Origin of the sequence: Kitasatospora mediocidica KCTC 9733 (genome assembly GCF_000744225.1) — a bacterium.
Taxonomy (GTDB): domain Bacteria; phylum Actinomycetota; class Actinomycetes; order Streptomycetales; family Streptomycetaceae; genus Kitasatospora; species Kitasatospora mediocidica.
On record NZ_JQLN01000005.1, the window covers coordinates 115045 to 128140 of the forward strand.

General features: G+C 71.1%; 8 protein-coding genes. All 8 read right to left on the minus strand.

Annotation, left to right across the window (positions count from 1 at the left end; all coding sequences use genetic code 11):
* Positions 1 to 204: 204 nt before the first annotated feature.
* The 8 genes from BS80_RS14695 to BS80_RS14730 all read right to left on the minus strand — a co-directional run bounded on the left by BS80_RS14695 (position 205) and on the right by BS80_RS14730 (position 12916).
* Positions 205 to 573: a helix-turn-helix domain-containing protein gene (locus BS80_RS14695; protein ID WP_035797687.1), complete on the minus strand. Its 369-nt coding sequence runs from the start codon at positions 571 to 573 to the stop codon at positions 205 to 207.
* Between the two features lie 262 nt (positions 574 to 835).
* Complete coding sequence (locus BS80_RS14700) at positions 836 to 1348, minus strand: CinA family protein (protein ID WP_035797689.1); 513 nt, start codon at positions 1346 to 1348, stop codon at positions 836 to 838.
* Complete coding sequence (gene pgsA / locus BS80_RS14705; protein ID WP_083974732.1) at positions 1345 to 1983, minus strand: CDP-diacylglycerol--glycerol-3-phosphate 3-phosphatidyltransferase; 639 nt, start codon at positions 1981 to 1983, stop codon at positions 1345 to 1347. The genes BS80_RS14700 and pgsA overlap by 4 nt, the downstream gene beginning before the upstream one ends.
* Complete coding sequence (gene rimO, locus BS80_RS14710) at positions 1980 to 3440, minus strand: 30S ribosomal protein S12 methylthiotransferase RimO (protein ID WP_035797691.1); 1461 nt, start codon at positions 3438 to 3440, stop codon at positions 1980 to 1982. The genes pgsA and rimO overlap by 4 nt, the downstream gene beginning before the upstream one ends.
* 86 nt (positions 3441 to 3526) lie before the next feature.
* Positions 3527 to 4390, minus strand: coding sequence for a helix-turn-helix domain-containing protein (locus tag BS80_RS14715; protein ID WP_232246492.1), 864 nt, complete (start codon positions 4388 to 4390; stop codon positions 3527 to 3529).
* Between the two features lie 160 nt (positions 4391 to 4550).
* Positions 4551 to 7319, minus strand: coding sequence for a DNA translocase FtsK (locus tag BS80_RS14720; protein WP_035797694.1), 2769 nt, complete (start codon positions 7317 to 7319; stop codon positions 4551 to 4553).
* A 133-nt stretch (positions 7320 to 7452) separates the two neighbouring features.
* Positions 7453 to 8124 carry a response regulator gene (locus tag BS80_RS14725; protein ID WP_035797696.1) on the minus strand — a complete coding sequence of 224 codons (672 nt, stop codon included), beginning with the start codon at positions 8122 to 8124 and terminating at the stop codon, positions 7453 to 7455.
* Between the two features lie 274 nt (positions 8125 to 8398).
* The gene (locus BS80_RS14730; protein WP_051967095.1) at positions 8399 to 12916 is read right to left on the minus strand and encodes a hybrid sensor histidine kinase/response regulator; all 4518 of its coding nucleotides are present in this window, start codon (positions 12914 to 12916) and stop codon (positions 8399 to 8401) included.
* Between the last annotated feature and the right edge of the window lie 180 nt (positions 12917 to 13096).

The window sequence follows — 13096 nt, forward strand, 5'->3', positions numbered from 1 at the left end:
ACGGCGGAGAACCGGTCAGCACCAGCCACCAGCACAGGATGCCGAGCGGCACGGTGAGTGCCCAGCGCAACGGGCCGCGCGCAAGGCGGCCGCGGAGAGTCGAAAGCTGTCCTGAGACGCCCGGGCCTATTCGGCCCGGCGTCCCGCTGTCGGCAGAACCGCGCACCGGCGACTCCTTCTCTCGATCCCCCGATCAGGGCGAGGTCAGGCTGCGACGACGTCCACGGCCGCGGCCTTCGGAGTGATCGAACTCATCCGGTCTCCCGGGGCCGGGAGTTGCACCGGTTCGAGCACCGGACGCAGCAGGTCGCCCTCGGAGAGCGCGGCCATCGCGGCGAGCTCGGCCAGCGACAGCTCGTCGCTCACCTCTCGCATGACCTCGGACATCCGGACGTCGAGTGCGTCGCAGATCGCGGAGAGCAGCTCGGAGGAGGCCTCCTTCTGCCCGCGTTCGACCTCGGAGAGATATCCGAGTGAGACTCGTGCGGCGGCCGACACCTCGCGAAGTGTGCGGCCCTGGCGCTGGCGCTGCCGACGCAGCACGTCACCCAAGAGGCGACGGAGCAGGATCATCGGTGGCTCCCTCCTCGGACTGCGGATCGAGATGTCACGACCCCACCGTACCGCCTTGCCCGCTTCGTGTGCGGGGACCATGGTCGTGTTCACTCTGGGCTGCAAGTCTTCCCCCTCCCCTGTTTGTTCCCGTCCCGGACTCCGGCACTCCCCGGATCGGGGCCGTGCGGCGGGGTGCAGGCGGCCCGTCGGCTGCCTGGTCTATTCCCAGCCGCCCCGCGGTTCTCACACCCTGCCCGGATTCCGACTGTTCAGCGACTGTTCAGCGGAAGATCGCGGTGTCGCTCCGGCCCTCGTCGACCAGCACCCTGGCCAGAAACAGCTCCATGGCGCCGGTCACCGCCATCCGTCGGATTGTGGCACGGTCCCCGGACAGCCGGGGCGATCTCACGGCACTTCCGCCCGGACCGGCGAACCCGAGGTGTACTGTGCCGGCCGGCATGCCGTCCTGCGGCCCGGGACCGGCCACTCCGGTGGTGGCGAGGCCGAAGGTGGCGCCCAACAGTCGGCGCACGCCCTCGGCCATCTGCCGGGCCACCACGGGATGCACCGGGCCGTGCACCTCCAGCAGGCCCTCGTCGACGCCGAGCAGCGAGGCCTTGAGCTCGGTGGCATAGGCCGTGACCGAGCCGCGGAAGGTGACCGAGGCTCCGGGGACCTCCACCAACTGGGCGGCCAGCAGGCCGCCGGTCAGCGACTCGGCGACCGCCAGCGTGCCGCCGAGCGCGCGCAGCTCGGCGTGCACCTGTTCGGCGAGCGGGTAGTACTCGGTCATCCGTTCTCCCGCTTCCGCGCCAGCCCCTCCCGGCGCAGCCGGACGGCCTGGCGCACGTAGTCGGCCCCGGTGCCCACGGTCAACAGCACCGCCACCGCCATCAGCACCGCGCGCGCGGTGGCCAGCAGGCCGGTCAGCGGCAGCACGTACATGCCCACCGCGATGCCCTGGGTCAGGGTCTTGATCTTCCCGCCGCGACTGGCCGGGATCACGCTGTAGCGGATCACCCAGAACCGCATCAGGGTGATACCCAGTTCGCGGGCCAGGATCACCACGGTGACCCACCAGGGCAGGTCGCCCAGGACGGACAGGCCGATCAGCGCCGCGCCCATGATCGCCTTGTCGGCGATCGGGTCGGCGATCTTGCCGAAGTCGGTGACCAGACCCTTGCGCCGGGCGATCTCGCCGTCGAACACATCGGTGATCATCGCGATCGCGAAGGCCGCCCAGGCCACCGAGCGCCACTTGGGGTCGTGGCCGCCGTCGGCGAAGAGCAGCACGACGAAGACCGGCACCAGCGCGAGGCGGAGCATCGTCAGCAGGTTGGCGATGTTCCAGAGCGACGGCTCGGCGGGCTGCACAGCCCCGCTCCGGGCCGGGCGGGCCGCTGCCGGGCTGCCCGGCCCGCCGGTCATTCCGCCGCCGCCTGACGGCAGATCTCGATCGCCTCGGCGACCAGGTCGACGCCCTCGGAGCCGGTCACGCGGGCCCGGTAGAACTGGCCGACCACGGCGTCCGGCGCACCGGTCAGGGTGGTCAGGCCGTCCGTCTCGGGCGCCTGGTGGGCGGACCGGCCCTCGACCAGGCCGTCCTCCACCGACTCGACCAGCACCTCGACCTCGTCGCCGATCCGCTGCTCGGCCCGCTGGGCGGTCAGCTCCTCGGCCAGCTTGGAGAGCCTGGCGAGCCGGTCGGAGACCACGTCCTCGGGCAGCTTGCCGTCGAAGGTCGCGGCCTCGGTGCCGTCCTCGTCCGAGTAGCCGAAGACGCCGATCGCGTCCAGGCCGGCGTGCGTGACGAACCGCTCCAGCTCCGCGAAGTCCTCCTCGGTCTCGCCGGGGAAGCCGACGATGAAGTTGGAGCGGGCACCGGCCTGCGGCGCCTTGTCCCGGATGGTCTTCAGCAGGTCAAGGAACTGGTCGGTGTTGCCGAAGCGGCGCATCCGGCGCAGCACGGCCGGGGCCGAGTGCTGGAACGAGAGGTCGAAGTAGGGCACCACGCCGGGCGTGCCCGTCATCACGTCGATCAGCCCGGGCCGCATCTCGGCGGGCTGCAGGTAGCTGACGCGGACCCGCTCGATGCCCTCGACGGCCGCGATCTCGCTCAGCAGCGTCTCCAGCAGGCGGATGTCGCCGAGGTCCTTGCCGTACGAGGTGTTGTTCTCGCTGACCAGGACCACCTCGCGAACGTTCTGCTCGGCCAGCCACTGCGACTCGTGCAGCACGTCCGAGGGCCGGCGGGAGATGAACGAGCCGCGGAAGGCCGGGATGGCGCAGAACGAGCAGCGGCGGTCGCAGCCGGAGGCCAGCTTGACCGAGGCGACCGGGCTGTCGTCCAGGCGGCGACGCAGGGTGCGCGGGCCGGAGGCGGGGGCCACCCCGTCGGGGAGGTCCTCGGGGGCGCCGTGGCCCGGCAGGGCGACGTCGGCGGCAGCGGCCTGCCGCTCGACGGGGGTGAGGGGGAGCAGCTTACGGCGGTCACGGGGGAGGTGGGCGGCGTGGTGGCCGCCCGAGAGGATGGTCTGCAGGCGGTCGGTGATGTTGGCGTAGTCGTCGAAGCCGAGGACGGCGTCGGCCTCCGGGAGCGCGTCCTGGAGTTCCTTTCCGTAGCGCTCGGCCATGCAGCCGACCGCGACGACGGCCTGGGTGCGGCCGTGACCCTTCAGGTCGTTGGCCTCCAGCAGGGCGTCCACGGAGTCCTTCTTGGCGGCCTCCACGAAGCCGCAGGTGTTCACCACGGCGACATCGGCATCGGCTGCGTCGTCGACCAGCAGCCAACCATCGGCCTCCAGTCGCCCGGCGAGTTCCTCGGAGTCCACCTCGTTGCGGGCGCATCCGAGCGTGACAAGGGCGACAGTACGGCGTTCAGGCATAGGGCCAAGATTAACGCGCGCCCCCCGGTGCCGTTCCCCCCGGAGGTCGCGCCGCCCCGATTCGAAGATCGTCGCAGGTCCTGGGCTCAACCGGCCTGCGGGTCGCCCGGGGTGTAGGTGAGGTGCACCACCTGGCCGTCCTTGCCCGCGGGGCCGAGGTCCTTGCCGTTGACGTACAGGTGCACGGCGGCGGCGTTGCCGATCACCAGTTTGATCTGCTTGGGGTCGGTGAAGGTCTGGTCGGCGCCCGCGTCCAGGTCGTTCTGGAAGAGCGACTGGCCGTCGCCGTCCGAGGCGGAGATCCAGCTGGTGCCGCCGTCGGCGACGACCTTGACGGTGACCTTGTCCGCCGGAGCGGCGGCGATCGGCGCGGCGCTGGGCGCCGGGGCGGGCGGCTGGTTGGCCGAGGGCGAGGCGGAGATCGCGGCGGCGACGCTGGGCAGCGGAACGCTGGCCGACCCGGCCGTCGCCTCGGCGCCGCGCTTGCCGGTGACCAGGTTGAAGCCGATCAGCGCGACCACGGCGAGGATCGCCGCGACCATGGCGGCCGTCCAGTTCGGCCGTCCGCGGTCGGCGCGGATCCGCCGGGCGTCGATCGAGGGGGTGGCCAGCACCAGGGGCTCGGTCCCGTGGATCGCGTCGTAGCGGGCCACCAGCACCTCGCCGTCGGTGTCGACCGCGCGGGCGATCGCCCGGATGTGGCCGCGGGCGTAGAAGTCGCCCCCGCACCGGCCGAAGTCGTCCTCCTCGATCGCGTGCACGATCGGCACCCGCACCCGGGTGGCAGAGCTCACCTCGTCGACCGTGAGGCCCGCGGTGAGCCGGGCGTCGGCGAGGATCCGGCCGATGGTGGGCGCGTCGTCCTGCGCCCCGGGGGGAGCCTCGACGGGCTCGGCCTGGGACGGGGAGGATCGGCGCTGGTCGCGGTGGGAAGACTTGCCGACGGTCACTGGGCGCGCCTTTCGAGCGGAGGCCACCTGCTGGAAGAACAGTCTAGGGGTGCAAGAGAATCGTTTCTCAACCGGAGTTCGACCGAACGCGCAGTGCCGGTGTGAGGGTGTGTCGGCTGACCGGCCGTTGCGCTGACGCCCCGCAACGACCGGTTGTCGGCTACCCCCGGATCAGGGTCAGCACACCGTCCAACTCCTCCGGCGTGACCAGCACGTCGCGGGCCTTGGAGCCCTCGCTGGGACCGACGATCTCGCGCGACTCCATCAGGTCCATCAGCCGGCCCGCCTTGGCGAAACCGACCCGCAGCTTGCGCTGCAGCATCGACGTGGAGCCGAACTGGGTGGAGACCACCAGCTCGACCGCCTGGATCAGCAGGTCGAGGTCGTCCCCGATCTCCTCGTCGATCTCCTTCTTCGGGCCGCCGCCCACCGTCACGTCGTCCCGGTAGGTGGCGGTGAGCTGGTCCTTGCAGTGCTGGACGACCGCGGCGATCTCGGCCTCGGTGACGAAGGCACCCTGCATCCGGACCGGCTTGCTGGCGCCCATCGGCAGGAAGAGCGCATCGCCCTTGCCGATCAGCTTCTCGGCGCCCGGCTGGTCCAGGATGACCCGCGAGTCGGTCATCGCGGAGGTCGCGAAGGCCAGCCGGGAGGGCACGTTGGCCTTGATCAGGCCGGTCACCACGTCCACCGAGGGCCGCTGGGTGGCGAGTACCAGGTGGATGCCGGCCGCGCGGGCCAGCTGGGTGATCCGGACCACCGAGTCCTCGACGTCCCGGGGGGCCACCATCATCAGGTCCGCCAGCTCGTCGACGATCACCAGCAGGTACGGATACGGGGTCAGGACCCGCTCGCTGCCGAGCGGCGCGGTGACCTTGCCGGAGCGGACCGCCACGTTGAAGTCGTCCACGTGCCGGAAGCCGAACGCGGCGAGGTCGTCGTAGCGCTGGTCCATCTCGCGGACCACCCACTGGAGCGCCTCGGCCGCCTTCTTCGGGTTGGTGATGATCGGCGTGATCAGGTGCGGGATGCCCTCGTAGGCGGTCAGTTCGACCCGCTTGGGGTCGACCAGCACCATCCGGACCTCGTCCGGGGTGGCCCGGGCCAGGATCGAGGTGATCAGGCAGTTGATGCAGGAGGACTTGCCCGCGCCGGTGGCGCCGGCGACCAGGATGTGCGGCATCTTGGCCAGGTTGGCGAGCACCGTGTGGCCCTCGACGTCCTTGCCCATGCCGACCACCATCGGGTGGCTGTCCTCGGCCGCCGAGCGCGAGCGCAGCAGATCGCCGAGGTTGACCATCTCGCGGTCGAGGTTGGGGATCTCGATGCCGACCGCCGACTTGCCGGGGATCGGGCTGATGATCCGGACGTCCGCGCTGGCCACCGCGTAGGCGATGTTCTTGGCCAGCGCGGTGATCCGCTCGACCTTGACGGCCGGGCCGAGCTCGACCTCGTAGCGGGTGACCGTCGGGCCGCGGGTGAAGCCGGTGACCCGGGCGTCCACCTTGAACTCGCCGAAGACGACGGTCAGCTGGGCCACCACGTCGTCGTTGAGCTTGCTGCGGGTCTTGCCCGGGCCGCCGCGCTCCAGCAGGTCGAGCGACGGCAGCCGGTAGCCGCCGCCCCCCTCGGTCTCGGTGGAGAACTGCAACTGCTCCATCCGGTCCGGGGCCGGGGTGTGTTCCGGCGCGGCGGCGGCCGCCGCGGGGGTGCGGGCCGGTGGCACCGCGGGCTCCTCGGGCGCGGCCGTCCGGTCCTGCACCTGGTGCATCATGCTCGCCACCGCGGGCGAGGCGGGCACGCCGTACTGCAGGGCGCCCTGTAGGTCGGCCGCCACCCCGGCGGCCAGGTCGCGGGTCTGGAACGGGTCCTTGACGAACATGTCGGGGACGGCCGGCTCCAGGTCCGGATCGTCCACCTGCTTGCGGCGGCCCCGGCGGCGGCGCCGGGCGCCCACCTCGTCCTCGGGGTCGGCGTCCTCCACGGTGTACGGCAGGGCATCCGGGTCGGCGTCCTCCGGCGGCTCGGTGGAGTACTCGTGGCCGTACTCGTCGTACGTCCCCTCCGGCTCGTCGAGGCCGTCGGCCGGCGGGCCCTCGACGATGCCGAGGCGCTCGCCGAGCCCGCGCAGGCGCTCGGGGATCCGGTTGACGGGCGTGGCGGTGACCACCAGCAGGCCGAAGAAGGCCAGCAGCAGCAGGAGCGGGACGGCCAGCGGCGGACCGGCCGCGGCCATCATCGGGGTGGAGACCGCCCAGCCGAGGATGCCGCCGGCCTGCCGGATCCTGGTCGCGCCGCTCTGCATCCCGGGCGCCCCGCAGCCGATGTGCACCAGCCCGAGGACGCCGAGCACCAGGGTGGTGACGCCGATGGCGATCCGGCCGTTCGCCTCGGGGAGTTCCGGATGGCGCATCAGCCGGATCGCGATCGCGCCGAAGAGCAGCGGGACCAGCACGTCGAGCCGGCCGAACAGGCCGCTGACCACGGTGGTGGCTCCGGAGCCCAGCCAGCCCTGCGGGCCGAACCAGGTGCCGGCCGCGACGACCAGCGCCAGCGCCAGCAGCAGCAGCGCCTGACCGTCCTTGCGGTGCACCGGGTGCAGGCCCTTGGCACCGTCGCCGAAGCCGCGGAAGAGCGCGCCGACGCTGTGCGCCAGGCCCAGCCAGCAGGCGCGGGCGGCGCGGAAGAGTATCGGCGGCCGGTGGGCGGGCGGCGGGGCGGCGGGCGGCTTGGCGGCGGCCTTGCGGGCCGGTGGCCTGGGCGCGGGTGCCTTCTTCGCCGGAGCCTTCGCGGCACCCTTCGCCGGGGCCTTGGCCGGCGCCTTGGTCGCGGTGGCCTTCCTGGCCGCTGCCTTCTTCGCCGGAGCGGCCTTCTTCGAGGCTCCCGGACTCGGGGTGCGTGCCGCGCTGCCGGGAGTACGTGTGGCCATGGCACCAGAGCCTACCGGCGGGCCCGAGCGCTGGACATGTGACCGACCGCAATGCCCCTGGCGTGTCGCTCCGGGCGTCCGACACACCGTCACCGGTGTGCCGGTCCACCCGCACGGCCTAGCTGAGCCGGGATCAGTCCGTCGTCGGCCGGTCGGGGGCGCCACCGGGCCGAAGCGCCTCCAGCGCGGCGCGCACGGTGGTCAGCTTCTCCTCCAACTGCGCGCAGGCGCCGGCGGCGCCGGCCTCCGGCGAGTCCTCCAGCTGCTTGGTGAGCGCCTCGGCCAGGTCCTCGACGGCGGCCAGCCGCGCGGACAACTCGGCCAGCAGCGGCTCGGCCGAGTGCCGGCCCTGCCGGTCGCTCTCCTGCCGGTCGTCCTCCAGCTGCAGCCGCAACAGCGCGGCCTGCTCCTTGAGCTGGCAGTTCTTCATGTAGAGGTCGACGAAGACCGAGACCTTGGCGCGCAGCACCCACGGATCGAAGGGCTTGGAGATGTAGTCCACCGCGCCGGCCGCGTAGCCGCGGAAGGTGTGGTGCGGACCGTGGTTGATCGCGGTCAGGAAGATGATCGGGATGTCCCGGGTGCGCTCGCGGCGCTTGATGTGGGCGGCCGTCTCGAAGCCGTCCATGCCGGGCATCTGAACGTCCAGCAGGATCACCGCGAACTCGTCGGTGAGCAGCGCCTTGAGCGCCTCCTCACCGGAGACGGCCCGGACCAGCGTCTGGTCGAGCGCGGAGAGAATGGCCTCCAGCGCCAGGAGGTTCTCCGGCCGGTCGTCGACCAGGAGGATCTTCGCCTTCTGCATTCCGGCCCGCCCTCCTGTCGTGTATCCACCCTGTTTTCCCAGCGGGAGCACCCGTGTGCCACCCGCCACTGCCCCGGTCATGCTAGCCGCACCCCCTCGCCCAGCCCTATCGCACGCATCACTGTCACACGATCACGGCAGGCCCCACCAGCACCCTGCCGCCCCGCAGGACGCCCCGCAGACCTGCGGACCGTCGCCACCCGGTTACTGTTCGCAACGATGAGTGACCCTAGCGGGTTCCCGGTCCGGCCCGCCAGTGAGGGCGGTCGCCCGGCTAACGCTCCCCCAGCCACTGGCGCATCACCTCCAACAGGTGGTCGGTGTCCACCGGCTTGGTGACGTGGTCGGACGCGCCGGCCTCGATGCTCTTCTCCCGGTCGCCCTTCATCGCCTTGGCGGTCAGCGCGATGATCGGCAGCCCGGCGAACTGCGGCATCCGACGGATCGCCTCGGTCGTCGCATAGCCGTCCATCTCGGGCATCATGATGTCCATCAGCACCACTGCCACGTCCTCGTGCTGCTCCAGCACCTCGATACCCTCCCGGCCGTTCTCGGCGTACAGCACGGTCAGTCCGTACTGCTCAAGAACGCTGGTCAGCGCGAAGACGTTGCGGATGTCGTCGTCGACGATCAGCACCTGCTCTCCGTCGAACCTGCCCTGGAACTGCGTGCCGATTCCCGCTCTGGGCGCCGGAGCCTCGTCGGCGCGCACCAGCGGCGCCGGATCGGCCGCCGCCCGCCGGCGCTCGGCCGCGTCCCGGCGGCGCTCCTGGGCCAACTCGCGGACCTCCTGGGCCCAGTGGTCGGCCGGGTTGGCGCCGACCGGCACCGGCAGGCCGGTCGGGGTGACCCCTACCGAGGCCCGGATCGTGCTGGTCCCCGCGGGCAGCGCGGCCGGAGCCGAGCGCTCCAGCGAGATGCCCGGTGCGTCGGTACGCAGCGGGAGGTAGAGCGTGAAGGTGCTGCCGAGGCCCAACTCGCTCTCGGCGTGGATCTCGCCGCCGAGCAGCCGGGCGATCTCGCGACTGATCGACAGGCCCAGACCGGTGCCGCCGTACTTGCGGCTGGTGCCGCCGTCCGCCTGCTTGAAGGCCTCGAAGATCTCCCGCAGCTTGTTGCCGGGGATGCCGATCCCGGTGTCGGTCACCGAGAAGGCCACCAGCGCTGCGTCCGGATCGTCGATCTGCCCGGACTCCAGCAGCTGCTCCCGCACGTGCTGCGGAACGCTCGACCCGGCCGGCTGGATCACCAGCTGGACGGCGCCGCTGTCGGTGAACTTCACCGCATTGGAGAGCAGGTTGCGCAGCACCTGCTGGAGGCGCTGCTCGTCGGTGTGCAGGGTGGGCGGCAGGTCGGGCGAGACGGTGACCGTGAAGTCCAGGCCCTTGTCGGCGGTCATCGGCCGGAACGCGGCCTCGACGTAGTCGGTCAGCTGGACGAGCGCGATCCGGGCCGGGCGGACGTCCATCTTGCCCGCCTCGACCTTGGAGAGGTCGAGGATGTCGTTGATCAGCTGGAGCAGGTCGGAGCCGGCGCCGTGGATGGTGTCGGCGAACTCGACCTGCTTGGGCGAGAGGTTGCCCTCGTTGTTGTCGGAGAGCAGCTTGGCCAGGATCAGCAGCGAGTTGAGCGGGGTGCGCAGCTCGTGCGACATGTTGGCCAGGAACTCGCTCTTGTAGCGCGAGGCGAGCGCGAGCTGTTCGGCGCGCTCCTCCAGGACCTTGCGCGCCTCCTCGATCTCGCTGTTCTTGATCTCGATGTCGCGGTTCTGCTGGGCGAGTTGCTCGGCCTTCTCCTGGAGCTCCTCGTTGGTGCGCTCCAGCTCCTCCTGACGGGCCTCCAACTCGGCGGACCGCATCGAGAGTTCGGCGGTCAGCCGCTGGGACTCCAGGAGCAGCCCCTCGGTCTTGGTGTTGACGCTGATGGTGTTGACCGTGACGCCGATCAGGTCGGCGATCTGGTTCAGGAAGTCCATCACCACGGTGGTGAACGAAGCGAAGGTGGCCAGCTCGATCACGCCGAGCAGCCGGCCCTCGAAGAGCACCGGCAGCACCACGACATGGGCGGGCGCGGCCTCGCCGAGGCCGGAGGCGATCCGCAGGTAGCCGGGCGGCGTCTCGGTCAGGCTGATCGGGCGCTTCTCCACCGCGGCCTGGCCGACCAGCGACTCCCCCGGCCGGAAGGTGGTCGGCATCGCCCGGCGCTGGTAGCCGTAACTGCCGATCAGCCGCAGGATGGTGTCGCTCTCGTCGTCGTCCTCGGTGATCATCTCGGCGGTGCGGCCGGCCGGTTGGGCGAGGAAGAAGGCACCGTGCTGGGCGGAGACCACCGGTGTCAGCTCGGTCATGATCAGTGAGGCGACCGCCTCCAGGTCGCGCCGGCCCTGCAACAGGCCGGAGAACCGGGCCATGTTGGTCTTGTGCCAGTCCTGCTCCTGGTTGGTACGGGTGGTCTCGCGCAGGTTGGCGATCATCTGGTTGATGTTGTCCTTGAGCTCGTCGAGCTCTCCGGACGCGTCCACGTCGATCCGCAGGCTGAGGTCGCCGCGGGTCACCGCGGTGGCGACCTGGGCGATCGCGCGGACCTGCCGGGTGAGGTTGTTGGCCAGCTCGTTCACCGACTCGGTGAGGTCCTGCCAGGTGCCGTCCACGCCGGGCACCCGGGCCTGGCCGCCGAGCCGTCCGTCGGTGCCCACCTCGCGGGCAACGCGGGTCACCTCGTCCGCGAAGGCGCTCAGCTGGTCGACCATCGTGTTGATGCTGGTCTTGAGCTCCAGGATCTCGCCGCGCGCGTCGACGTCGATCTTCTGCGACAGGTCGCCGCGGGCCACCGCGGTGATCACCAGGGCGATGTTGCGGACCTGCCCGGTGAGGCTGTTGGACATCTGGTTGACGTTGTCGGTCAGGTCCTTCCAGATGCCGGCCACGCCGGGCACCCCCGCCTGGCCGCCCAGGATGCCGTCGGTGCCCACCTCGCGGGCCACCCGGGTCACCTCGACGGCGAAGGCGTTCAGCTGGTCGACCATGGTGTTGAGCGTGCCGGCCAGCGCCGCGACCTCGCCCTGCGCCTCGATGGTGATCTTCTTGGAGAGGTCACCGCGGGCCACCGCCGTCGCCACCTCGGCGATGTTGCGGACCTGGCTGGTCAGGTTGGAGGCCATGAAGTTGACGTTGTCGGTCAGGTCCTTCCAGATGCCCGACACACCGCGCACCCGGGCCTGACCGCCGAGGATCCCCTCGGTGCCCACCTCGCGGGCCACCCGGGTCACCTCGTCCGCGAAGGCGCTCAGCTGGTCGACCATCGTGTTGACGGTGGTGACCAGCTCCAGGATCTCGCCCCGGGCGTCCACGGTGATCTTCTTGGAGACGTCGCCGAGCGCCACCGCCGTGGTCACCTCGGCGATGTTGCGGACCTGGCTGGTCAGGTTGTTGGCCATCAGGTTGACGCTGTTGGTGAGGTCCTTCCAGGTACCGGAGACCCCCGGGACGCTGGCCTGGCCGCCCAGGATGCCCTCGGTTCCGACGTCCCGGGCGACCCTGGTGACCTCGTCCGCGAAGGCGGAGAGCTGGTCGACCATGGTGTTCATGGTGTTCTTCAGTTCGAGGATCTCGCCGCGGGCGTCGACCTGGATCTTCTGCGACAGGTCACCACGGGCCACCGCCGTCGTCACCTGCGCGATGTTGCGCACCTGATCGGTGAGGTTGTTGGCCATGAAGTTCACCGAGTCGGTCAGGTCACGCCACACCCCCGCCACACCCGGCACCTGCGCCTGACCACCGAGCCGCCCCTCGGTCCCCACGTCCCGCGCCACCCGCGTCACCTGCGCGGCGAAGGCGGAGAGCTGGTCGACCATGGTGTTGATGGTGTTCTTCAGTTCGAGGATCTCGCCCCGGGCGTCGACCTCGATCTTCTGCGACAGGTCACCACGGGCCACCGCCGTCGTCACCTGCGCGATGTTGCGCACCTGATCGGTGAGGTTGTTGGCCATGAAGTTCACCGAGTCGGTCAGGTCACGCCACACCCCCGCCACACCCGGCACCTGCGCCTGACCACCGAGCCGCCCCTCGGTCCCCACGTCCCGCGCCACCCGCGTCACCTGCGCGGCGAAGGAGTTCAGCTGGTCCACCATCGTGTTGACGGTGTTCTTCAGCTCCAGCATCTCGCCGGCGACGTCGACCGTGACCTTGTGCGACAGGTCGCCCTTGGCGACCGCGGTGGTCACCTCGGCGATGTTGCGGACCTGTGCGGTCAGCCGGCCGGCCATCGTGTTGACCGAGTCGGCGAGGTCCTTCCAGCTGCCGGACATGCTGCGCACCCGGGCCTGCCCGCCGAGCTTGCCCTCGGTGCCCACTTCAATGGCCACCCGGGTCACCTCGTCGGTGAACTCGGAGAGTTGGTCGACGAGCCCGTTGACCGTGCGGCCGACCTTGAGGAACTCCCCGCGCAGCGGGTGGCTGCCGCCGTCCGGATGGATCGAGCGCAGCTCCATCCGCTGGTCGAGGTCGCCCTCGGCGATCGAGGCGAGCACCCGGCCGACCTCGGCCATCGGCCGGGCCAGGTCGTCGATCAGTGCGTTGCCGTTGTCGACCGCCGAGGCCCAGGCGCCCTCACCCGCGCCGTTCTCCAGGCGGGCGGTCAGCCGCCCCTCCCGGCCGACCGCGCGGCGGACCCGGGCCAACTCGCCGGTCAGGTGCTGGTTGCGCTCGGCGACCTCGTTGAACATCGCCGCGATCTCGGCCATCGGCCCGTCGCCGGGCACCGTGAGCCGGCGGCGGAAATTGCCGTCCCGCATCGCCGTGAGGGCGCCGAGGAGCTTGCGCAGTTCCGCCGGCTCCGCGCCGCGGTTGTGGGCAGGGCGGCGACTCGCGCCACCCCGTGGGGTCGGCGCCGACCGTCCGCCGCGCACCGGCGCGGCCTTCTGGCTCGTGGTGCTCTGCCCGGCAGCGTCCTTGGTGGCCGAACTCAACTGGAC